Origin of the sequence: Marinobacter flavimaris (genome assembly GCF_002933295.1) — a bacterium.
GTDB classification, from domain to species: Bacteria; Pseudomonadota; Gammaproteobacteria; order Pseudomonadales; family Oleiphilaceae; genus Marinobacter; species Marinobacter flavimaris.
Genome location: NZ_PSSW01000005.1, coordinates 219488 through 241108, shown reverse-complemented (window position 1 = coordinate 241108; position 21621 = coordinate 219488). Strand labels below are relative to the sequence as shown.

Here is a 21621-nt window from a genome sequence, read left to right as displayed (position 1 = left end):
TTCTTTCAGGGTCAGAACTCAGTTTGCAGTCAGTTCAATTACGTCGATGCTGTACAGCGTCGTGGTGCCGCTCACTTCGTTGCCAACCGCCAGCATTGGCTTACCGCTGGGGCTGTCATCCGCAGAAATGAACGCCAGGCCTTCCGGTCCAAGATCACCGGCCATACCCGCCTCCAGATCCGCCTGGGATACCGAAAAATCTCGATTATTCAGATATTGGACAAACTCCGGATTCTGGGGATTAGTAACGTTGTAGACCATGATGCCGCCAACTCGCTCCAATCCAATAAACGCGAAAGTCTGGCCATTGATTATGCCTACGGCCACCGCCTCCGGCTCAGGGCCCTTGTCGTCCGATCGATTGTCGAAGGAATTTTCGTCATTGTTGCCGTTGAAGTTGTCGGGGATCAGGCTAGCGGTGACTCGTTCGAATTCGCTGCCGCTGTCGAAAACACGCTGGCCGTCAGCGCTCCAGATACTGAATGAGCGTGCCCCATAGCTGTACAGGGTGTCGTATTCGCAGCTGTTTTCCACGTAGAACTTGACGTCGTCCACGTCCACATTGGTGTCACCGTTCAGGTCGCCGAGTTCAGCGGGCAGCTGTGATGGGTCGCAGCCGTTGCTGATGCCCATGGTGGAGGTGGTGTTGAGACGACCCAGGTTTTCGTCTTCCAACAGATTGGTTATGGCCGCCAGCTCACCGGCTGGGTTCAAGGTCAGGTCGCCCATGCGGAATTCTTCGGTCCAGCCATCGTAATCCCGCGAATCACCCTCGTTGGCGGTGATGTAGTAGGTTTTACCGTTGTAGCCGTAGCTTGCGATGGCGTCGGGCATGTACATGCCTTTCACTGGCCAGTTGCGAATGTTGATACCGCTGTCACGGTTGCTGGCGTCCAGTTCGTTGCCGATGATGCTGTGGTCCTTGAAGCCAAGCGGCACGATGGCCGTGATTTCACCGGCAGCGATGTCCAGTTCGGCAACGGCGTTATTTTCCTGCAGGGCCACCCAGGCTTTGGTGTTGTCGATGGATACGGCTATGTATTCCGGCTCCATGTCCTGGGCCAGTGTGGCGCCTGGGCCGAAGACCCGCAGGCCCGCGGTTACCAGGTCGGCCTGGTCAGCATTGAAACCGGTGAAATCGGCGGTGGTCACGGTGGCAGACGCTACGCCGTTGGACAGATCAATAATGCTGACTGAGCCTTCAGGATCGACGCTATAGTCGTCACTCGGCTCGCCTTCGTTGGCAACCAGCACTTTCATGCCATCACGCGTGAAGGTCACCATGTCGGGCAGCGCGCCAACCACAACTTCACCAACTTTGTTGAGGTCCGTGCTGTTGTAGAACACAACCTTGCCATTTGCCTGCTTGTTCTCGGCTTCAATGGCTACGGCGACAAGATCACCATAAACCGCGACGCTATTTGCAGCAGCACCCTCAGCTGTGGCGTCAATCGTGCTCAGTTTCACAGGCATCGCTGGATCATTGATATCGAGCACATCGATCGTACTGGCGAGGGCATTCACTACGAATAGTCGCTGATTCGAGGGGTCGTGGGCGACAATCTCGGCAGCACTCTCGTCAAAAACCTCTCCTTCCGCCTGATAGGAGCCCACCACATTCAGCTCAATGAGCGTCTGACTGGTGCCAGGTGCACCGTCTGTGCCGTCGTCGCCGTCACAGCCGGCAAGGCCGAGAACTGTTGCCAGTATGGCGGTACCAAGGAGGGATTTACGCAGTTCCATATTCGCCTCGTCTTTTAAAGTGTGTTGGTTCACGACACACGTTATTGAGGCAAGGTGACATAACTGCGTCAGACAGAAGACAATCTGATGACAAACGCATTGCAGCGACAAAAAAATGGCGACCCCGCAGGGTCGCCGTTCATTCAGCGCACTCGGCTCAGTGACCGAGGTAGCTGCGATACATCCACACCGTCTTCTCTTGCTGGGAGATATAGTCGCTCATCAGGGCAACGGTACCCTCGTCGTCCGCTTCACCGGCCAGACTGAGCAGTGTCCGCTGTTTGCCGATCAGCTTGGCAAAACTTTCGACAATGTTGTCCATCGCTTCCTTGCCGTCGGAAACATCTTTTCGCTCCGGCACTTCCGAACGCTCTATGTAGGTACTGTAGGCATGAGCCGGGCGATGGCCCAGCGTCAGAACCCGCTCTGCAATCTCGTCGATCTTGAGTAGCAGATCGTCGTAGAGCTCCTCGAACTTTACATGCAGCTCAAAGAAGTTGTCGCCTTTGATGTTCCAGTGGTAGCCGCGAACATTCATATAAAAGATCTGATAGTTGGACAGCAGATCATTCAGGGAATCAGCAAGCTTTGCCGTTTTCTCGGTATCAAGACCAATGAAATTCTTACCCATAACGCTTCTCCTTCGCGGTTATATAACAGGTTTATATATGAATATACGCCTGATCGGCGGACGTCAGGAAGTTTAGTTTGCTAATCTCGATGATAGGATTGATGAATGACACTATAGAAGAAGAAATAAAGATAGCCCTAACCTATCAATCATCTAAGTACATTTCATTTAACAATCATTCTCACCCGGCGTCTAATGATCGCATTAAAGAACGACACCGGAGACAATCATGAGCGCGTTAAAACTATTCGTACACAACCATGGCACGAATGGCGACCAGTCGCTGATAAAGACGGTAACGTTCGCCCTCACCCATTTTACCGTCGCTTTTACCGTGGCTTACCTGCTCACTGGTGACCTGCTCATCGGAAGCCTCATAGCCATGGTGGAACCGGCCATCAACACGGTTGCCTATTTCTTCCACGAAAAGATCTGGGCGCGGCGCCAGCGAAATGCAAGGGTTCCAGAGGGAACACTGAGCGAGGCGAGGCCTCATATCTGTTGATTCCTTTTAAGGGCCGGCTCAGACACCCGGCCCGCAATCGGTGCAACCCTCCTCTGGCGCCGGTCCGATGCTGAGGTTGCGGTTCAGGTCCTTGAGCGCGGTCCTCAGGCCTTCTTCGATAACCGGATGATAAAACGGCATTTCCAGCATCTCGGTGACGGTCAGCCTTCGCTGGGCAGACCATGCGAGCAGGTGGGCAATATGCTCCGCGGCCGGACCAAACATCTCTGCGCCCATGAACAGGCCGCTTCCATGCTCTCCATAAACTCTGAGTAGGCCCCGGTTCTTGCCGATAACCCGACTGCGGCCCTGATCCTCGAAGGACACCTCTCCAACGGCGAAACAGCCGCGGCAGCGCTCATCAACCTGGTGAATCGTCAGCCCCACCGTCGCAATCTGCGGATCGGTGAAGACCACGGCCAACGGCGTGCGGCGAAGCCCGGTTCGCACATCCGGGTATGACCCGGCGTTATCGCCCGCGATCCGGCCCTCGTCGGCTGCCTCATGCAACAGCGGCAGACTGTTATTGGCATCGCCTGCGATAAATATGTGGCTCTGGCCACAGCGCAGGGTATGGGGATCAAACAGGGGCCCTCCCTTTTTATCCAGCTCAATACCGGCGTTCTGGATATCCAGCCCGTCGACGTTAGGACGACGCCCGGTAGCCGCCAGCAGGTAATCGAAGGTTTCCGTCGTTGCACCGGCGTTGCCACTCTCAAAGGTAATGGCAACGCCCTCTTCAACACGTTCAACCTTCTTTACATCCGAATCCGGATCCAGAGGAAATTCTTCATTAAACGTTTTCAGCGCGTAATTCCGGATGGTTTCATCCTGGATAGGACCAACCGAACCGCCAACCCCGAACATACGGACACGCACACCCAGCCTGCTCAGGGCCTGGCCCAACTCCAGACCAATCACCCCCGGGCCAAAGACTGCCACCGAATCGGGAAGATCCTGCCATTCGAAGATATCGTCGTTTACAACCAGCCGATCCTTGGCATCTTTCAGGAACCCGGGAACATTGGGTCGGGAGCCAGTGGCGATGATGATACGCCCCGCCTCAACCTCGACATTGCCGTCGACGACCAGACGATTCGGGCTGGCAAACCGGGCGTGGCCTTCCATTCGATGCGCATCCGGAAACTTCTCGACCGAATCAATCACCGAAGCAACAAAGCGGTCCCGTTCGCTTCGCACCCTTTCCATCACACGCTTTCCGTCGATTCTGATATCCCCGGCAGACACGCCGAAAAGCTCACCAAGCTGCATCTGATGAGCGTTATCAGCGGCCGCGATCAACAACTTGCTCGGCATACACCCGACTCTGGCGCAGGTGGTTCCATAATGGCCGCCTTCGATCAGCACAACCTTGTCGGTTAGTTTGCGCACGCGCTGGTAAGCCACCATACCGGCGGTTCCAGCTCCGATAATGGCAACGTCTACGGTTCGCTTTTCCATACAAGGGTCTCCTGACAGGCATTCCCGGAATCGGGAACAGGGAAGATTGGGACGGCTGTGCCCCCAGTATAGAAGCCGTGACAAGTTTCACCCACACGATGAAAAACGCACCGATTCCGCCTATGCTGTCAGACTTTTCAGGCAACGGACGTCTCAACGGAGGAATTGGGAAGATGCAGAGTTACTGGCCGGAATTTCTGACGGTAGCCTTTGTCCACCTGCTGGCAGTGGCCAGTCCCGGGCCGGACTTTGCCGTGATGCTCAGACAGGCTCTGTGCCAGACCCGGCGAAACGCGCTGCTAAGCGCCATTGGTATCGGCGGGGGCATTCTGGTGCATGTGTGTTATTCACTGCTGGGCATTGGCCTGCTGATCCAGCAATCGATCGTGCTCTTCAATGTTCTCAAGGTGCTGGGGGCACTTTACCTTGCCTGGATTGCCGTCCAGTGCCTGCGGGCAAGGGCCGGCGGCATTCATGTGGAACAGGATCCGACGGGTGGACAGTCCGGTATCGCAGCCCTGCGATTGGGCTTTCTGACCAACGCGTTGAACCCCAAGGCAACGCTGTTCTTTGTGTCCCTTTTCTCTGTTGTGATCAGCCCAGGCACACCCATTGTGCTCCAGGCCGGCTATGGCATTTACATGGCCCTGGCCACGGCACTCTGGTTCGCCATGGTTGCCATTTTCTTTACCCTGCCCCGCGTCCGCCGCGGGTTTAACCGGTTCGGGCACTGGCTCGACCGGCTGATGGGCGGCGTTCTCCTGTTGCTGGCCGGACAGCTACTGCTGTCTACAGTGAGCGGATCAGAGCCTCCGTCTGCGCCCATCCAAGACACGGATCGGTGATCGAACAGCCGTAGCGCAGATCTTCGCCGTCGTCCTGACGCCCCGGCTCCAGGAAGCTTTCCAGCATCAGACCCCGGATATGGTGGTTACCGGCGCGGCGCTGCGCCATCACGTCCTGGGCAATATCCAGCTGTCGTTCTGACTGCTTGCAGGCGTTGTCGTGACTGCAGTCCACCATGACGGCTGTGGACAATCCCGCCTCTGCCAGGGCGCCCACGGCCTGCTCAATGCTGGCCGCATCGTAATTGGTGATACCGCGGCCACCGCGCAACACCAGATGGGTGTCGGGGTTGCCCCGGGTGGTAATCATCACCGGCGCGCCTGTTGCCGAAACCCCAAGATGATGATGGGGATGGGACGCCGACTTCATGGCATTGGTAGCGACAGCGATACCACCATCGGTGCCATTCTTGAAGCCGGTCGGCATGGGTAGCCCACTGACTATCTCCCGATGCACCTGCGACTCGGTGGTTCGGGCACCAATAGCCGTCCAGCTCACCAGATCCCCGAGGTAATCCATGGCGAACGGGCTCAGGGCTTCGGTGGCCAGTGGCAGCCCCATGGCAGCCAGATTCAGGAGCAGGCGGCGGGAGCGACGCAGACCCTCATGCAGATCGCCTGCACCCGTGCGCTCGGGGTCGTACAACAGCCCTTTCCAACCCACCGTGGTCCGAGGCTTTTCCAGGTAGGCCCGCATAACGATAAGGAAGCGATCACTGACTTCATCCGCCAGGGCTTTCAGCTTTTCCCCGTATTCGAGTGCGGCCACCTCATCGTGGATGGAGCAGGGCCCCATGACGATCAGCGTTCTCGTGTCGCTGCCCTGCAGAATCCGCCGGATTGCCTGCCGGTGTTCATCGACCTGCCGGACAATGTCGTCGCTGGCCGGCATCTGAAGTTTGAGCTCCGCCGGCGTTGGCAGAACCACTTCTTCCCGGTGGGTGGCCGGTGATCCGACTACCTGGTGTGTCAGTTCAGTGTTCAAGGACATATTCATGTCAGTGCTTCCGTTTCCCTGCGTCAGAATCAAAAAAGCCCCGGCTGGTGGGCTACCAGTCGGGGCTTTTCGAGTCCGGTGGCAGCCTGGGTTTTCTGCCGGGCTGCCTTCCTCGTTATTCGTTCGATGAAGATCCTATGGGCGGCCCCGGCTCTGGCTAAAATAAAAGCCATAACCAAACCACCAGAAAAACACAGCAGCGACTGCAGCCGCCGGCTTGGCGCCGAAAGCTTGCAAAACATTCAATTGACAGGTCGCGTGTGTCGTCTTCATGCTTTTCAATATATACCCACGGTTTTCACCTTGGCAACCCGCATGCCGGAGTTTTTTCACCACCGACATCAGGGTTGGGAGCAATCAATGGTCTATTTTGTCCGACGATATCCTCTGCAGCTGGCCCTGGCGTTCTTGCTTGGGCTGATCTCCAGCCAGGTTCTGGCCCAGGCCGAGTCCCGCACCTACCAGCTCAACAACAGGCCGGGCGACGATGTGGCGGTGCAGATCCGCGAGCTCTATCAGGGCTCGCCCGTAACCGTGACTGCAAGGGGGCAACAACTGGTGGTGCGCGGCGAACCGCCCTTGCTGGAGGAAATCGGACGGCTTGTCGAAACGCTGGATGTAGCGCCAGTCCAGGTTCGGATCACCGTTCGCTCCAGAACCGACAGCGGCGGCAAGCGCTCAGGTGCCGGCATCTCCGCGTCCAACGGGCAGGCAGGAATATCCGCAGAGCGTCGCGTTACCAGTACCGGCAGCGCTCAGGAACGATCAGTGATCATGCAGGATGGCCAGTCGGCACACATCACCTCGGGCCAGGTCCGGACAATCCCCGTCGCTGTTCGTGGTGGCCGAAATCCTGCTGCCTTTCTACAGCAGGTCGAAACGCGCAGTGGCTTTCTGGTCAGCCCCCAGGTTATTTCTGATCAGGCGGTCGAACTGAGCATTGTTTCCTTCGAGGAAGAACCGGCAAACCTGAACGGCTACGAAACGGAGGCTGTAGTCACCATCCGGCGTGTGGAGCCGGGACAGTGGGTAACACTGGGAAGCACCGCAACCCGATCAACCCAGGAGCGCAGTGGCATTACCTATCAGGTGAACAGCAGTCGGTCCGAGAACCGGAGTTTTGAAGTGCGGGTCGACGTTTTGCCCTGATATCAGGCGTGGCGCTTGCCCAGCAGGACCTGCTTGGCTTCGTTCAGTTTGGCCGCCAGGTAGTCGTTCCCGCCGCGATCCGGGTGCAGTTTCTGCATGAGCCGGCGGTGGGCCATCACGATGTCCTCCTCGGCACAACCGGCTTTCACGCCGAGGATATCGCAGGCTTCGCGCTCTGACATCTGGCCGACCAGATCAGCGCCCGGACCAGCGTGATCGTTCCCCTGCGCATGCCCGTCTTCCCGCTGTTTCGACCCCATGAACCGGTTGATTTCAGGGGCAAACTTCAACAAGGCGGGGAGTTTGCGCAACAGCGGAATAACGGCCGCCACCGCCGCTGTAAGCACATGGATCCGGCCCGTTAGCACCATAAACACCAGCAGTGCGCCGCCCACGACCAGGATAACTTTCCAGGTGGCCGCCTTCTTCTTTTCGGCGGACAACGCACCCCATTGTTTCAGAATCACAAACACGGCGGCTGCCAACGCGATTCCCAGAATCCACTGCATTGTTGATCCTCACCCTGAATACCGTCGTAATTCTGTCACTGTCGCCTGTTACATTACCAGTGCCCTGCGCGGAAAACCCCCCGCCAAGAAAACGACCATGATATCTGTCAAATCTGACCAATCCGAAGTCTAGATAGAAATACTTACAACCCGGTGACATTAGCGACCCTGTTTTGTAGGATGCTATGCTTCCCAAAATCTGACACAGATCCTCAGGACCCGAATCATGCGCACTGCTTCCCGCTTTCTGATCGTCATTATATTTCTCGGCGTAGTGCTCGGAGGCATCTTCGGCTACAAATTCTACCAGTTTGGCCAGATGCAAGAGCAGATGTCCCAGCCCCAACCGCCGGCGCAGATTTCCGCCGTTGAGGCTCAGAACGAAGCCTGGACACCGGCCATCAAGGCCGTGGGCAGTGTTGAAGCCATTAACGGCATCCGGGTTGCCAATGAGGTACCCGGTGTGATTGAGGCCATCAATTTCGAATCCGGCGACGTGGTCAAACAGGGCGATGTATTGATCCGCATCGACGCCGCCATTGATGAGGCTGCCCTTCGCACTCGCCGTGCCGAGGCGCAACTGGCCGAGCAGGAATTCAAACGGGTATCCGACCTGTTACCCAAACGCGCAGTGTCGCAGTCCCAATACGATGAAGCCAAGGCCAATTTCGACGCCGCCCGTGCGCGGGTCAATGAAGCCGAGGCCCAGTTGAGCAAGAAAATCATCCGCGCGCCCTTCGATGGCACGCTCGGCATCCGGATGGTCGACCAGGGCGAATACATTGCCACCGGCACCCCAATTGTCGAGATCAACATGCTGGATCCGATTTATGTCGACTATACCCTCTCCGAGAAAAACCTGCCGAACGTAGCAACAGGCTACCCGGTGGTCGCCACCGTCGCAGCTGTTCCGGAGCAGGATTTCGAGGGTTCCGTCAGCGCAATCAACACCTCGGTTAACCCGGAGACCCGGACTGTCCGAGTCCGCGCCACGCTGTCTAACCCGGACAACCTCCTGCGCCCGGGCATGTTTGCCACCGTGTTGACGCAGCAACCGGAAGACAACGAGGTAGTCACGGTGCCGCGCACCGCCATCTCCTACAACACTTACGGCGACTTTGTGTTTGTCGTTGAAGAGAATGACGACGGGAATCTGGTGGTTAATCGTCGCACGGTAACCACCGGCGAAACCCGCAACACCCGCGTAGCCGTTCTGTCCGGGCTGGAAGCCGGTGAAACCGTTGTAGAGAAGGGGTTGCTGCGCCTGCGCGCAGGTCAGAAAGTTGCCATTCAGGACGAAGAGCAGAAGCAGGGGGCGTCTGAGTAATGCGCTTCACCGACATTTTTATCCACCGTCCCGTGCTGGCGACGGTGGTCAGCCTGCTGATACTGCTCCTGGGCGCCCGCGCGGCCATGGAAATGGAAATTCGGCAGTACCCTGAGCTTGAAAGCACCACGGTGACCGTAACAACGGCCTACCCCGGTGCCAGCTCCGACCTGATCAAAGGCTTTATTACCACGCCGCTGCAGCAGGCCATTGCCGAGGCGAGTGGCATTGACTATCTCACATCCACAAGCTCGCAGGGCACTTCCACCATTGAAGCCAAAATGGTGCTGAACTATGACGCCAACGCAGCCCTTGCTGAAATCCAGGCGAAGGTGGCGAGCCAGCGCAACGTGCTGCCGGCGGAGGCCCAGGACCCGGTCATCACCTCCACCACCGGTGACTCAACCGCCCTGATGTATATCGCCTTCTACAGTAACGAGCTGGCGGTGCCCGAGATCACCGACTACCTGACCCGCGTTGTCCAGCCCCGACTGCAGGCGCTTTCCGGTGTCGGCAAGGCCGAACTGCTGGGGCGTAAATTTGCCCTTCGGGTTTGGCTGGATCCGGAGCGCCTGGCGGCCGTCGACATGACACCGCAGGAGGTAGTCGCAAAGCTCCGCGCCAACAACTATCAGGCTGCCGTAGGTAACACCAAGGGCACCTACACCGAAATCAGCATGACCAGCGACACCGACGTCGCTGATCCGGATGCGTTCCGCAACCTGGTCGTCAAACAGTCCGAAGGCACCCAGATCCGACTGCAGGACATCGCCCGAGTCGAACTGGGCTCTGAGACCTACGATCAACTGGCTCTTTACAAGGGACAGCCTGCCACTTACGTGGCGATTGAACTGGCCCCCGGAGCCAACCCGCTGACCGTCGCCGGCCTGGTGAAGGACGAGCTGCCGGACATCGAAAGCCAACTACCTTCGGGCCTGGATGTTCGCCTGGCTTACGACGCCTCAGACTTTATCGAAGACTCCATCAACGAGGTTATCCAGACACTGCTGGAAGCCATGATCATCGTTCTCGTGGTGGTGTTCCTCTGCCTTGGCTCGGTTCGGGCTTCGATTGTTCCGTCGGTTGCGGTGCCTCTGTCACTGATTGGCGGCGCCTTCATCATGCTGATGTTCGGTTTCTCGCTGAACCTGCTTACCCTGCTGTCGATGGTTCTCGCCATCGGTCTCGTTGTGGATGACGCCATTATCATGGTAGAGAACGTTCACCGGCACATTGAGCAGGGAGAATCCCGTTTTGACGCCGCAATCAATGGTGCGCGGGAAATGGCGGTTCCCATCATTGCCATGACCACTACCCTGGTGGCGGTGTACGCCCCGATCGGCTTCATGGGCGGGCTTGTTGGCTCCCTGTTTACGGAGTTCGCCTTCACGCTGGCCGGTACCGTGGTTATTTCCGGCATTGTTGCCCTGACGCTTTCTCCGATGCTGTCGGGCAAGGTTCTCAAACCCCACGGCAACCCGGGTAAATTCGAAAACCTGGTAGAGAAAACGTTCAACGGCCTCGCCGCCTCCTACAAGTCGGCCCTGAGTTCACTGATGCAAACCAAGTCGGTCGTGGTTTTCTTCGCCGTCGTGGTCCTGGGCTCAATCTATTTCATGGTCTCCATGAGCCAGAACGAGCTGGCTCCCACCGAGGACCAGGGCATTCTGTTCTATCAGGGCCTTGGCCCACAGACGTCGACACTGGATTACCTGCTGGAGCACGGCGATGAAATCCAGGAGCGTATGTCGACGGTTCCGGGCTACAACGAAGACTTCATGATCATCGGGATCACCGGCCCGAATGCCGTATTCGGTGGTTTCAAGATGGCGCCCTGGAGCGAGCGGGAAATCAGCCAGTTTGAGGCCCAGCCCAAACTTGATGCCGAGCTCAAAAACGTCACCGGGCTGCAAACCGCAGTCTTCCCGCGCCCCTCACTGCCGGGCTCCGGCGGCGGTTTGCCGTTCCAGTTCGTAATCACCACCGGCAACAACTATGAACAGCTGGACCAGGTGGCTGACGAACTGCTCGGCAAAGCCATGGGCAGCGGTAACTTCATGTTCCTGCAGAAGTCCATCAACTTTGATCGTCCGATCACGCGTATCAACGTTGATCGGGACCGGGTGGCGGACCTTGGCCTGTCCATGCAGGACGTCGGCCAGAGCCTGTCGAGCATGCTCGGAGGCGGCTACATCAACCGGTTCAGCATGGAGGGCCGTTCCTACCAGGTCATTCCGCAGGTAGATCAGCAGTTCCGGCTGGACGCCCAGGCGCTCAATGAGTACTACATTCGGGCAGACAACGGCGAACTGGTGCCGCTGGGCAGCGTCGTCAGCTTCACCCAGGACGTTGAACCGTCCAACCGGACCCAGTTCAACCAGCAGAACTCGCTGACCCTTCAGGGTGTGGTTATGCCCGGGGTGGCCGCTGGCACCGCCATGGATTTCATGGAGCAGACCGCCGCCGATGTGTTCCCGCAGGGTTACACCTACGACTACACCGGCCAGACACGACAGTTGGCCACCCAGGGCAGCGCATTGATGGTGACCTTCTTCCTGTCGCTGCTGGTCATCTACCTGGTTCTGGCAGCCCAGTTCGAAAGCTGGCGGGACCCGTTCATCATCCTGGTTTCGGTGCCCATGTCGGTAGCCGGGGCAATGGCGTTCATCGTGCTCGGGTTTGCCACCATGAACATCTATACCCAGGTGGGTCTGATCACGCTGATCGGGGTGGTGTCCAAGAACGGTATCCTGATTGTCGAGTTCGCCAACCAGTTGCAGAAGGAGCGTGGGCTTAACAAAGTGGATGCGGTCATCGAGGCTGCCGCCATTCGTCTGCGGCCAATCATCATGACATCACTGGCGCTGATCTTTGCCATGGTGCCTCTGCTGATTGCCATCGGCCCGGGTGCAGAAAGCCGCTTTGCCATCGGCCTGACCATCAGCGCAGGTCTTGGTATCGGCACCCTGTTCACTATCTTTGTCTTACCGGCGTTCTATATCCTGCTGGGCCGTGATCATCACAGCTCAGCCTCCGAGGAATACGGTAACGGCTCCGGACCTGAGGAAAAGTCAGCTCCGGCCCACTGATAAGAAGCAAGGTATCAGGCCCGGCCACGGCAACGTGCGCCGGGCCTTTTTTTGCGTGAGACAATCACGTCTCTACAAGTTCCTCCGCGGACGCAACGCTGCGTCGCAGCAGGTTACGGCGCCATTGGACGGTTTCGCTGGGCAGCTCCCCAAAATGCTCACGGTACATGGCGGCAAATCGGCCAAGGTGGGAAAACCCCTCATCCGCGGCGTACCAGGAGATGTGTGGCACCTCACACTGACAGTCAACCAACCGCTCCCGAACCCGGGTCAAACGAGCCCTCTGATAGAACCGATAAGGCGTAATACCCGTTTCCCGCTTCATCAGGTAGTAGAGATTCCGCTCGCTGACCCCGGCGTAACTTGCCAGTTCCTTGAGGTCGAACTCCCAGGCAGGATCCTGCATGATTTTTTCGACCACTCGCTGCAAACGGCGGTCAAGGTTGCGTTCCGAACACACAGCTGCCTTCCGGGGTGTCCAGGGCGTCGCCAACGTATCGAAAAAGCGGTTCGTCAACTGCCTGGCCTGTTCATCTCCCCGAACAAATGGCAAACGTTCCAGGTAACAGTCAATTATTGCTTCAAGAACGGTAAGACATTGATCAGATGATTGCGCGATCCAGTCACCCAGAGCACCAACATCTGGCCTCAGGATCATAACCTTTGTTCCAGGTGCCAGACGAAGTTCGAACCTGTCTTGTGGAACAAGTACAAGCAGTCGGTCCAGAGGCCGCCAGAGGCCTCCCCGAATGGCGATTTCCGGCACCCCTTCCCGGGGTAACAACAGGACAGATTCGGTTGAACGAAAACCCGACACGTCTATCCCTTTGCTGGCTTTGAGCGAAATAACCCGACCGCGCGCACTATCAAGAGCAGAGAGAGAACCAATACTGCCGCCGCCCGAATGCGGGCGGCATTTTATATCGTCGCAGCCAGACAGCACGCGGAGAGCGGTGATCCACTCCTCAAATGAGGCGTTATTCAGCCTCAAATACGCGTCCAGATCCGGTTTTGGAGATGTCTTTCTCATTTGAGCCCTGAAACAAAATATTGGGCTACTTCTATAGGAGGCAACACTTTCCCACTAGCCATATCTTGCAAAACCCTGTGAATTTTAGGGTTATTTGCTCTTCTCTTGACTGTGGTCAATCAGATTGGCGCTCCATACTCTCCAGGGAGCCGGCCGCGCCATCAAATATCCCTGTCCTCTCTGGCATTTCAATTCTCTCAGTTTTGCGTGCTGCTCGGCGTTCTCGATTCCCTCAGCGACCACCTCCAGTTCAAGGGCATCGGCAATTGCCAAAATCGCGGAGACGATGCGTGAATCTCGCGATTCCCCACCCAGTCTTTGAGTAAACTGACGATCAATTTTCAGCACCTGAACTGGCAACGTGTGAAGGTAGGCAAGCGAAGAGTAACCTGTGCCAAAATCATCAATGGCGACGACAACCCCCTGCTCACAGAATTCCGCCAGCCTGTCGAGACATTGACGTGAAAGATTCATTAAATGGGTTTCGGTAATCTCGATTTCAGGGCGCCACCCCACTGCTCGAATTCTCTCGAACAGTGGATTCAAGAGGGCTTCAAGACGGGAGTCCGTGATCTGCCGGGCCGAAATATTGAGAGCAAGCCGCAGACCACGGAGAAATGAGGCGGGGAATTCGGAGAGATCCGACTCAATGCAACGGACCAAATGCTCTGTGAGCTCGTGGATATGGCCTCGTTGTTCGGCGATCGGCACAAAATCAGCGGGTGACACGGCACCGAATTCGGGGTGGGTCCAGCGTAGAAGTGCCTCCAGCCCGGCCATCTTGCCGGTATCGAGGTGGTACTGTGGCTGGTAAACAACCGTGAACTCCTCCGGTGCCGTTTTCAGTGAAACAATTAACGCCTCGGATAGCAGCTCGGCCTGCCGACCCTGTTCGGTGTCGACCGCATCGTAAATCCGGAAACAGGCCCGCCCCGCAAGCTTTGCTGCGTACATGGCCCGATCCGCGTTCTGCAGAAGCTCGGATGCCTGACTGCCATGGTCCGGATAGACGGCGGCGCCAACAGATGACGACAAAAAATACTCGCGATGATCGACAATCACTGGCGCCCTGAAGCTCTGAACCATCCGCTGACACACGCTCTCAAGGTCATCATCATTCCGCAGCTCGATGATAGCGGCGAATTCGTCACCCGACAGGCGGGCCACGACATCCCCGCGGCGAAGCACACTCTGGATACATAGAGCTGCCTGCTGCAAAACCCGGTCACCACAATCATGTCCATGCAAATCGTTTACGGACTTGAAGAAATCCAGGTCGATATAGAGCACCGCAAACGCCTGACCGTCCTTTACCCTCTGTGAGACACGCGCCTTGAGGAACTCCTGAAACAGCGCGCGATTGGGCAGCTCGGTCAACGGGTCGTAATAGGCCAGCGAGGCGAGGCGCTCATCGTCAGCCGTCATATCACCGACATCCATGAAAACGCCGGCGTAAAACCGATGGTTTTCATGCTCAACCGGATAGATCATCAACCACTGTGGATAGGTCTCGCCGTTCTTGCGCCGATTCCAGACCAGTCCCTCCCAGCGCCCCTTATGACCAATGGCCCTCCACATGGATTGATAGAACTCGCGGGAGTGAAATCCCGAGCTGAGCACAGAAGGGGGTTGGCCAAGCACCTCGTCCGACCGGTAGCCGGTGACTGAACGGAATTTCTCGTTCACGTAAAGAATCCTTGGCTCCCTGGTTGCCAGCATGATGGCTTTTGGGTGGTTGTCGACGAGAGCCCTGAAATCTTGTTGTTGTAATGCCTGCATGCACTGCTCACTCCTTTTTAGCAGCCCCTGAATCATGTCCGATCAGTTCCACCCACCAGCATAAGCAGTATCTGTCGCCAACCTAGCCACATATTGCAAAAGACGAGAAACCACCAGGGGAAACAGCAAATAGATGAACATATTTTCATTTATTGCAATAACCGGATATTCAGGACAAAAGAACGGGTTGATAGTAGGCCAACAACGAGAAAAACACTGACCCGTGCAAGGAAACGCCATGCGAGTCAACGAACCGGTCACTCAGAAAGAAAAGGTTTACCCGGACCACTACCACCTGATCACCACCACCGACCTTCGCGGCAAGATCACCGCCGCAAACGAAGAGTTTGCCGAAGTCGCTGGCTATACAATTGACGAACTGGTCGGCCAGCCCCACAACCTGATACGGCATCCGGACATGCCGCCGGGGGCATTCGAAAATCTCTGGCAAACCATTAAATCCGGCGAATCCTGGCGGGGTATGGTGAAGAACCGCTGCAAGAACGGCGATCATTACTGGGTGGACGCTTTTGTTACGCCAATTCGCAAAGACGGCGAGATTGTTGAGTTCCAGTCTGTTCGCACACGCCCCCGACCAGATCAGGTTGCCCGGGCGGAGAAACTTTATTCGGCCTGGAAACAAGGCAAAGTCCCCCGCAGATACCTTGCAGTCAGTCCGCCCCTGGCATTGAAACTGGGCTGCCTGTATGGACTGCTGGCGGTTGCCCTGCTCTGGTTCGGACTTTCAGAGCTCGCCCTGTCCCATCTAGTGACATTGCAAGGGCTGCTGCTGGCAGTATTCGCGGTACTGGTCTGGCTTACCCTTCCTGTGATGCGCAGCGCCAGATCGGCTTGTACCGAGACCCACCCGGCCATGCCCTGGATCTATACCGGACGCAGGGATGAAGGTGCCTGGATCGAATTTGATCGCCAGAAACGGGATGCCGTTCTTCGGGCCGTTTCCGCCCGCATGCACGCCAATGTGGGCAAGCTCCACGGCCGGAAACAGCGGACCGTCGAGTGGGTCGCCAACTCTGTAGCCAGCATCCGCAGCCAGCAGGGCGATATCCAGGACATAACCCGTGCTTTTGAGGAGCTGGCGGAAAGCGTGCGGCGGGTCAGCGAACTGACCGCACGGACCCACGACGCAACGGACGACGCGCGCCAGTCAGCCAACCAGTGTCGCGGACAGATGACATCCATGAATCAGTCGCTGTCCGAGCTCGGCGGCCAGCTTTCTGTGGCCAATGACCGCATGCAGGCGCTGTCCGAAAAAAGCGATGCCATTGGCATGGTTCTGGATGTGATCTCCGACATCGCCGAGCAGACCAATCTGCTGGCTCTCAATGCCGCCATCGAAGCGGCGCGAGCCGGCGAATCAGGTCCCGGCTTCGCCGTGGTTGCCGATGAGGTTCGGGGGCTGGCCCAGCGAACCCACGAATCCACCCGCAAGATCGACGAGATGATTGCTGCCCTGCAAAGCGAAACCCGTGAGGTGGTCGAGGTGATCAACAACGGCACCCACTGCTGTCAGCAAACGGCAGGCATCGCCAATGAGGCCAGCGAGACGCTGGAAGCGACCCTCAGAGATGTGGATCTCATTACGTCCTGCACCCATGAGGTAGCCGGCGCTACGGAACAACAGGCGGCCTTGAGCGTTCAGGTGGAACGTCAGGCAGCACGACTCCTGGAACTCGGTAACCGCTCCGTCGAGAGCAGCGAAAACGCCCGGGAAGAGTCGGAACACCTCGGCAATAACGTGGATCAGGCCCAGTTGCTGACCAGCCATTTCCTGCAGATGCTGTGTGACCGACTGTTGCCGGCGCCGGAATCCGGGAAGCGTCAGCGATTCCCCGAGCCGACGCAATAGGGTAGGCTGGCGTTCATCCCTCTGAGCAACCGTGGAAGATCGCTGAGACCGTGACTCTTGGAACCCTGTTCTGGCTATTCGTGGCCGGATTCGCTGTCTGGTACTGGTGGCGCGCCAAAGCCATCAAGGATTTCGTGCTCCAGGCAGCGCGTCGCTATTGCAAAAGCATGGACGTGATGCTGCTGGATGATGCGGTATTCCTCCGTGGCCTATGGTTCAAACGCGACGATCAGGGGCGGATCCGAGTCTGGCGCCGCTTCCTGTTCGATTTCACATCCACCGGTGAGGAGCGCTACACCGGCCGTATCATCATGCTGGGCCAGCGCATCCAGCATATGGAGCTGGAACCCCACCGGTTTTCCTGAATACGCAGCCTTCCTGTCCTCACCCATTTGGGCGATTCCTGATCGCTCCTGACATACCAATAATCGACAACGCATCGACGACCGTCGGCTGCCTGATGCAGCCGTCAACAAAAACAACAGGAGTCACACATGCGTATTCGATTTACCACAGCAGTTGTGCTGGGGCTGGCCTTGCTGTCCGCCTCATTTTCAAGCCACGCCGGCTACACCCAGACCCGCCACCCGATTGTCCTGGTTCACGGCGTCACCGGGTTCAACACCATCGGCGGCCTGGTGAACTACTTCCATACCATTCCCTGGAATCTTGAGCGCAGTGGCGCACAGGTCTATTCCGCCAGCGTGTCCTTCGTCAACAGCAGTGAGCAGCGGGGCCAGCAACTGGCGAACTACGTCAACAGCCTCGGCCATTCCAAAGTCAACCTGATGGCCCACAGCCAGGGCGCGCCTACCTCCCGGGTGACGGCAGCCCTGATTCCTCACCGTATTGCCTCAATCACCTCCATCGACGGCGTTAACAAGGGCTCCAAAGTGGCCGATGTGGTCCGGGGAATCCTTCCGCCGGGTAGCTATGTCGAAGGCGGCGCCAACGCCATCGCCAACGCCCTGGGCGATCTGATCAATGCCTTGTCCGGAGCAGACAACCCTCAGAACGGGCTGGCGGCGCTGGAGACCCTCACCACACCTGGCACAACCAGCCTGAACGATGCCCTTGGCTGGAAAGGCGTGAACCGGAATAGCTGCGCCGGAACCAGCGAGGATGTCTGGATAGACGGCAATCGCATCAAGTTCTTTTCCTGGACCGGCCGGGGCGTGTGGACCAATGCGTTCGACATTACCGACCCGTTCCTGGGTATCACTTCACTGGCCTTTGGCAGCGAGCCCAACGACGGGCTGGTAGGCGTCTGCTCAACCATGATGGGCCGGGTGATCGGCACCCACTACGACATGAACCACGTGGACGCCATAAACCACCTTCTCGGAGCCCGTTCTCTGTGGACCAACCCTGTCACCCTTTACCGCACCCAGGCCAACCGGCTTAAAAACCGCGGTCTGTGAGGTGACCATGAAGCGGACATCCATCGAAGCGCGTCGGTGGCTGTTCCCGGGTGCACTGGCGGCCGTCCTGGTCGCCGGTGCTCTCTGGTATGGCCTTGCCGGAACAGCCCAGACAAACGCCGAAATTTCGGCTTCAATGCCACCATCATCCGCGGCCCCGGCGAAGTCGCCAACGCCAGCATCCGAGCACAGCGCCAAAGCGGTCCCGGAAGAGCCTTCTTCTGGACAGGAGCAATCCCGAACTCCTGATTCCCTCGGGCCGACCCCGTTTGCGGCGTCGCTATCAGGGACACAAATTGACGGCGCCCTGACAGCCGATGACAACGGCGAGCTGGTTATCAATCTCCGGGTGCGTGACTTTTTCGATTACTTCCTCAGCACGGTCGGCGAGGTGACTCCGGAAACAGCCATTCAACAGATCGAAACCATGGCCAGGAACCACTTGCCTGAACCCGCTTCCACCCAGGCGCTGGCGCTCCTCGATGAGTATCTCGCCTATAAACAGGCGTCACTGCAAGTCCTGCAAACCCGACTCGACCCAGCCCGAACAGAGGATCCGGGCTATCAGCTGACGGCGCTGGGCGATGCCCTGGCACAGCTGAAAGAACTGCGCGCCAGCACCTTCAGCCCTGATGCCCACCGGGCTTTCTTCGGGCTTGAGGAGGCTTACAGCGAATACACACTGGCGACACTGGCCATTCAGCAGCGCACAGACCTGAGCGAACAGGGCAAACAGGCACTCGTACAGTGGCACCGCAATCAGTTGCCCGAGGAATTGAGGACAACCGAAAAACACCTTCACGCGAGCAGCCGACAACAACAGGCCCGGACAGCAGCCATTGAATCTGCCTCGTCTCCGGAAGCCGCCGGCAGGCAACTGGAAGAGCTTGGCGTGGGTCCGGACGGTGTCGAGAGCGTCGTAAAGTATCTCAAGCAGCGTAAGCGCTTCGACCAGCGCTTCGATGCGTTCCGGGACGCGATGGAACGGGAGGAATCCTCGGGTCTGACCGAGGCCGACATCCAGGAACAGCAAGAAGCTCTGCTGGAACAGCATTTCCCGGATGAGCAGGACAGAACCTGGGCACGGCTGAAGATGCTCGGTAACGGCTGACCGGAATGTGCTCGGGTTCGCGAAGCCAGTCGGCCGGGGCGGATACAATCCAGAAACCTGCCCGACACTGGAAACGGCCATGACAACCGAGCAGATCAGACAACAACAGGCCGCCGGATTTCGGAACCTGCGCTTTGCGCCCGATCTGGAGGAAGCTTACCGGCGAACCCGGTCCGGACTGATCCGACAGCGAGCCCGGCCCGTTTCAGTGGCCGGCCTGTTCCTTTTTTTGATCTACGCGGTTATGGATGCACTGACCCTGCCGCCAGAACTGGCTCAGGTCACGGTCTCCATCCGGCTCGCCGTCACCTGCCCGGTGATTGCATCAGTTGTCTGGCTCGCCTACCGCGCGTCTCCCTCGGACAGGCTCTTCGAGCGCATCTATACCCTGGCCTACCTCGTAGGTGGCCTGAGCGTGGTCGCAATCATTGCCGCCGCGCGACAGGTTGCCTTTCCGCTGCCCTACGAGGGCATGATCCTGATGCTCATGTTCGGATACTTTGCCATGGGGCTGCCGTTCTTAAGCGCGTCCATGGTCTCGCTTGTTCTGATCGTCGGCTACCTTCTGACCGAACTCTGGAGCGGTATGTCCGGCTCCGACATAGCGACCAACCTGTTTTTCCTGACCACGGCCAACCTTATCGGCATGGTTGGCGCGTGGACCAGTGAATACCGCCACCGAGCGCACTTTCTGGACCGCAAGCTGCTGGATCACATGCATCAGGCGGCCCGCGACGAGAGCCGGCGAAAAACGGAACTGATCACCGCAGCCAGCCACGACCTGCGCCAGCCTCTGAACGTGATCGACATAACGCTGGAAAGCCTGTCGCCAAGCAAAGACGGCCCCGCAGCGCACCCGGCCACCCAACAGTTGAGGGACATGATTCGTCATCTCCGGCGCCTGCTGGGCACCGTATTCGACAGCGCACGGCTCAACGAGGGCATGGTGCAAGCCGTTGTCCGACCAACCACACTGGCACCGGTATTCCGGGATCTCAACGATTTGCTGGCGGACTCGCTTGGCAATAACAAGATAGAGGTTCGGATTGACCACCCGGGTAGTGATCTTCAGGTTATGGCGGATCCATCACTGTTGTCGCGGATCCTCCAGAACCTGATATTCAATGCGGTGCAACACAGCAGCGGCACGGCCGTTACCCTGTCAGCAAAAGCCATGGGCTCACATGTGTTGCTGGAGGTCGCGGATGACGGCATCGGCCTGCCACCCGGGCTGGTGGATAACCTGTTCTCACCCTACGTGAGGGGCGCAGGCCCCAGTGAGTATCCGGGTCTGGGACTTGGCCTGACCATTGTTCAGGAATTTGTTGCGCTGATGCGGGGAGAGTGCGGCGCCGAGTCGAGGTCTGGCGGGGGGTCTGTGTTCTGGGTCCGGCTTCCCGCGGCCGTCACAACCACCCACGAGCCCGCGCCAGATTCACGCATTCTGTCCGGTTGTGAACACCAAGCTGGGTAAAAATCGCCTTGAGATGGGTTTTCACCGTGTGCTCCGTCAAATTCAGGCTCTGGCAAATCCGTTTATTGGGAAAGCCCTGGGCCAACAACAGGAGCACGTCCATTTGCCTCGGGGTCAACGACAGCCCCGGTGCCACAGGATCGTTACCGCCAGGGAAATACCTCTCACCGCGGCTTACAGAGCGGACCATGCTCACCAGCGCCGACCGCCCGGCAGATTTCGCCAGAAAGCCACTGGCACCGGCTGCCTGCGCAGCTCTTACCGTAGCTTCGTCTTCACTGCTGGAAATGATCACCACCGGAGGTGGCTCCCTGTGGCTTGCCAGCCTGGGTAACAACGCCAACCCTGTTTCGCCCTGCAAAGCGATATCGAGCAGGATCAGCTGAAAATCGTCCTGACGGACCAACAAATCCGAGGCGCCCTCAACGGTGCTGGCGATCACAACGGATTCGGCCAAGCCTTCCTGACGGATCAGGCCCGCCAACCCCTGGGAAAAAAGGGCATGGTCATCGACCAGCAACACCTTCTTCATGGGAACTGGTCGTGCGCCCGCAGCAGGGGCCTGCCCGGCTTTCGATGTTATGGCATCCATGGATGTGCCTCTGCCCGCTGTGTTTATTTTTGTTACGGCGGATGCGTCACTATAGGCCAGCCGAACGCTGCGCTCCGCGCACTGCTTA

General features: G+C 57.9%; 18 protein-coding genes. 10 read left to right on the top strand and 8 right to left on the bottom strand.

Going from position 1 to position 21621, the window contains the following annotated elements:
* Positions 1–18 precede the first annotated feature (18 nt).
* Together MDHKLMBL_RS11435 and MDHKLMBL_RS11430 are read right to left on the bottom strand one after the other, a co-directional pair.
* On the bottom strand, positions 19–1743 hold the full coding sequence (locus MDHKLMBL_RS11435; protein WP_053113147.1) for a choice-of-anchor I family protein: 1725 nt from the start codon (positions 1741–1743) through the stop codon (positions 19–21).
* A 157-nt stretch (positions 1744–1900) separates the two neighbouring features.
* Positions 1901–2374 carry a Dps family protein gene (locus tag MDHKLMBL_RS11430; protein ID WP_014578457.1) on the bottom strand — a complete coding sequence of 158 codons (474 nt, stop codon included), beginning with the start codon at positions 2372–2374 and terminating at the stop codon, positions 1901–1903.
* 229 nt (positions 2375–2603) lie between these two features.
* Here MDHKLMBL_RS11430 and MDHKLMBL_RS11425 point away from each other — a divergent pair, with 229 nt between their 5' ends.
* On the top strand, positions 2604–2879 hold the full coding sequence (locus MDHKLMBL_RS11425; RefSeq protein WP_175497340.1) for a DUF2061 domain-containing protein: 276 nt from the start codon (positions 2604–2606) through the stop codon (positions 2877–2879).
* Positions 2880–2897: 18 nt separating this feature from the next.
* On the opposite strand, the gene MDHKLMBL_RS11420 is transcribed toward MDHKLMBL_RS11425, so the two are convergent.
* Positions 2898–4340 carry a dihydrolipoyl dehydrogenase gene (locus MDHKLMBL_RS11420; protein WP_008173330.1) on the bottom strand — a complete coding sequence of 481 codons (1443 nt, stop codon included), beginning with the start codon at positions 4338–4340 and terminating at the stop codon, positions 2898–2900.
* Between the two features lie 173 nt (positions 4341–4513).
* On the opposite strand from MDHKLMBL_RS11420, the gene MDHKLMBL_RS11415 reads away from it, so the two are divergent.
* Positions 4514–5185, top strand: a complete 672-nt coding sequence (locus tag MDHKLMBL_RS11415) for a LysE family translocator (RefSeq protein WP_053113149.1) — start codon at positions 4514–4516, stop codon at positions 5183–5185.
* On the opposite strand, the gene MDHKLMBL_RS11410 is transcribed toward MDHKLMBL_RS11415, so the two are convergent.
* Complete coding sequence (locus tag MDHKLMBL_RS11410; RefSeq protein ID WP_014578460.1) at positions 5130–6182, bottom strand: 3-deoxy-7-phosphoheptulonate synthase; 1053 nt, start codon at positions 6180–6182, stop codon at positions 5130–5132. The genes MDHKLMBL_RS11415 and MDHKLMBL_RS11410 overlap by 56 nt on opposite strands.
* Positions 6183–6542: 360 nt before the next feature.
* Between MDHKLMBL_RS11410 and MDHKLMBL_RS11405 the strand changes: the two genes are divergently transcribed.
* The gene (locus tag MDHKLMBL_RS11405) at positions 6543–7331 is read left to right on the top strand and encodes a secretin N-terminal domain-containing protein (RefSeq protein ID WP_008173336.1); all 789 of its coding nucleotides are present in this window, start codon (positions 6543–6545) and stop codon (positions 7329–7331) included.
* Between the two features lie 2 nt (positions 7332–7333).
* On the opposite strand, the gene MDHKLMBL_RS11400 is transcribed toward MDHKLMBL_RS11405, so the two are convergent.
* A complete protein-coding gene (locus MDHKLMBL_RS11400) occupies positions 7334–7840 on the bottom strand; it encodes a J domain-containing protein (protein WP_008173338.1) in 507 nt (168 codons plus the stop codon).
* 226 nt (positions 7841–8066) lie between these two features.
* Here MDHKLMBL_RS11400 and MDHKLMBL_RS11395 point away from each other — a divergent pair, with 226 nt between their 5' ends.
* On the top strand, positions 8067–9167 hold the full coding sequence (locus MDHKLMBL_RS11395) for an efflux RND transporter periplasmic adaptor subunit (protein ID WP_008173339.1): 1101 nt from the start codon (positions 8067–8069) through the stop codon (positions 9165–9167).
* Positions 9167–12256 carry an efflux RND transporter permease subunit gene (locus tag MDHKLMBL_RS11390; RefSeq protein WP_104270822.1) on the top strand — a complete coding sequence of 1030 codons (3090 nt, stop codon included), beginning with the start codon at positions 9167–9169 and terminating at the stop codon, positions 12254–12256. The genes MDHKLMBL_RS11395 and MDHKLMBL_RS11390 overlap by 1 nt, the downstream gene beginning before the upstream one ends.
* 64 nt (positions 12257–12320) lie before the next feature.
* On the opposite strand, the gene MDHKLMBL_RS11385 is transcribed toward MDHKLMBL_RS11390, so the two are convergent.
* Both MDHKLMBL_RS11385 and MDHKLMBL_RS11380 read right to left on the bottom strand, forming a co-directional pair.
* Positions 12321–12914 (bottom strand): AraC family transcriptional regulator, encoded by a 594-nt coding sequence (locus MDHKLMBL_RS11385; RefSeq protein WP_227497821.1) that lies wholly within the window; start codon positions 12912–12914, stop codon positions 12321–12323.
* A gap of 462 nt (positions 12915–13376) precedes the next feature.
* Positions 13377–15065, bottom strand: a complete 1689-nt coding sequence (locus tag MDHKLMBL_RS11380) for a putative bifunctional diguanylate cyclase/phosphodiesterase (protein ID WP_008173342.1) — start codon at positions 15063–15065, stop codon at positions 13377–13379.
* Between the two features lie 238 nt (positions 15066–15303).
* On the opposite strand from MDHKLMBL_RS11380, the gene MDHKLMBL_RS11375 reads away from it, so the two are divergent.
* The 5 genes from MDHKLMBL_RS11375 to MDHKLMBL_RS11355 all read left to right on the top strand — a co-directional run bounded on the left by MDHKLMBL_RS11375 (position 15304) and on the right by MDHKLMBL_RS11355 (position 20941).
* A complete protein-coding gene (locus MDHKLMBL_RS11375; RefSeq protein WP_104270821.1) occupies positions 15304–16935 on the top strand; it encodes a methyl-accepting chemotaxis protein in 1632 nt (543 codons plus the stop codon).
* A gap of 50 nt (positions 16936–16985) precedes the next feature.
* Entirely contained in the window at positions 16986–17300 is a 315-nt protein-coding gene (locus MDHKLMBL_RS11370) for a DUF3301 domain-containing protein (RefSeq protein WP_008173344.1), read from the top strand.
* 129 nt (positions 17301–17429) lie between these two features.
* Positions 17430–18356 (top strand): esterase/lipase family protein, encoded by a 927-nt coding sequence (locus MDHKLMBL_RS11365; protein WP_008173346.1) that lies wholly within the window; start codon positions 17430–17432, stop codon positions 18354–18356.
* Between the two features lie 7 nt (positions 18357–18363).
* Complete coding sequence (locus MDHKLMBL_RS11360) at positions 18364–19467, top strand: lipase secretion chaperone (RefSeq protein WP_041646388.1); 1104 nt, start codon at positions 18364–18366, stop codon at positions 19465–19467.
* Positions 19468–19546: 79 nt separating this feature from the next.
* Positions 19547–20941, top strand: coding sequence for a sensor histidine kinase (locus tag MDHKLMBL_RS11355; protein WP_008173352.1), 1395 nt, complete (start codon positions 19547–19549; stop codon positions 20939–20941).
* Here MDHKLMBL_RS11355 and MDHKLMBL_RS11350 read toward each other — a convergent pair.
* Positions 20874–21533 (bottom strand): response regulator transcription factor, encoded by a 660-nt coding sequence (locus tag MDHKLMBL_RS11350; RefSeq protein ID WP_008173353.1) that lies wholly within the window; start codon positions 21531–21533, stop codon positions 20874–20876. The two genes, MDHKLMBL_RS11355 and MDHKLMBL_RS11350, sit on opposite strands and share 68 nt — an antisense overlap.
* Between the last annotated feature and the right edge of the window lie 88 nt (positions 21534–21621).

What these genes read in the sequence shown, in the direction of transcription:
- MDHKLMBL_RS11385 (WP_227497821.1), bottom strand. Translation starts at nt 12,914, where the DNA reads ATGATCCTGAGGCCAGATGTTGGTGCTCTGGGTGACTGGATCGCGCAA.
- MDHKLMBL_RS11425 (WP_175497340.1), top strand. Translation starts at nt 2,604, where the DNA reads ATGAGCGCGTTAAAACTATTCGTACACAACCATGGCACGAATGGCGAC.
- MDHKLMBL_RS11355 (WP_008173352.1), top strand. Translation starts at nt 19,547, where the DNA reads ATGACAACCGAGCAGATCAGACAACAACAGGCCGCCGGATTTCGGAAC.
- MDHKLMBL_RS11400 (WP_008173338.1), bottom strand. Translation starts at nt 7,840, where the DNA reads ATGCAGTGGATTCTGGGAATCGCGTTGGCAGCCGCCGTGTTTGTGATT.
- MDHKLMBL_RS11435 (WP_053113147.1), bottom strand. Translation starts at nt 1,743, where the DNA reads ATGGAACTGCGTAAATCCCTCCTTGGTACCGCCATACTGGCAACAGTT.
- MDHKLMBL_RS11430 (WP_014578457.1), bottom strand. Translation starts at nt 2,374, where the DNA reads ATGGGTAAGAATTTCATTGGTCTTGATACCGAGAAAACGGCAAAGCTT.
- MDHKLMBL_RS11395 (WP_008173339.1), top strand. Translation starts at nt 8,067, where the DNA reads ATGCGCACTGCTTCCCGCTTTCTGATCGTCATTATATTTCTCGGCGTA.
- MDHKLMBL_RS11360 (WP_041646388.1), top strand. Translation starts at nt 18,364, where the DNA reads ATGAAGCGGACATCCATCGAAGCGCGTCGGTGGCTGTTCCCGGGTGCA.
- MDHKLMBL_RS11390 (WP_104270822.1), top strand. Translation starts at nt 9,167, where the DNA reads ATGCGCTTCACCGACATTTTTATCCACCGTCCCGTGCTGGCGACGGTG.
- MDHKLMBL_RS11365 (WP_008173346.1), top strand. Translation starts at nt 17,430, where the DNA reads ATGCGTATTCGATTTACCACAGCAGTTGTGCTGGGGCTGGCCTTGCTG.
- MDHKLMBL_RS11420 (WP_008173330.1), bottom strand. Translation starts at nt 4,340, where the DNA reads ATGGAAAAGCGAACCGTAGACGTTGCCATTATCGGAGCTGGAACCGCC.
- MDHKLMBL_RS11410 (WP_014578460.1), bottom strand. Translation starts at nt 6,182, where the DNA reads ATGAATATGTCCTTGAACACTGAACTGACACACCAGGTAGTCGGATCA.
- MDHKLMBL_RS11375 (WP_104270821.1), top strand. Translation starts at nt 15,304, where the DNA reads ATGCGAGTCAACGAACCGGTCACTCAGAAAGAAAAGGTTTACCCGGAC.
- MDHKLMBL_RS11350 (WP_008173353.1), bottom strand. Translation starts at nt 21,533, where the DNA reads ATGGATGCCATAACATCGAAAGCCGGGCAGGCCCCTGCTGCGGGCGCA.
- MDHKLMBL_RS11415 (WP_053113149.1), top strand. Translation starts at nt 4,514, where the DNA reads ATGCAGAGTTACTGGCCGGAATTTCTGACGGTAGCCTTTGTCCACCTG.
- MDHKLMBL_RS11405 (WP_008173336.1), top strand. Translation starts at nt 6,543, where the DNA reads ATGGTCTATTTTGTCCGACGATATCCTCTGCAGCTGGCCCTGGCGTTC.
- MDHKLMBL_RS11380 (WP_008173342.1), bottom strand. Translation starts at nt 15,065, where the DNA reads ATGCAGGCATTACAACAACAAGATTTCAGGGCTCTCGTCGACAACCAC.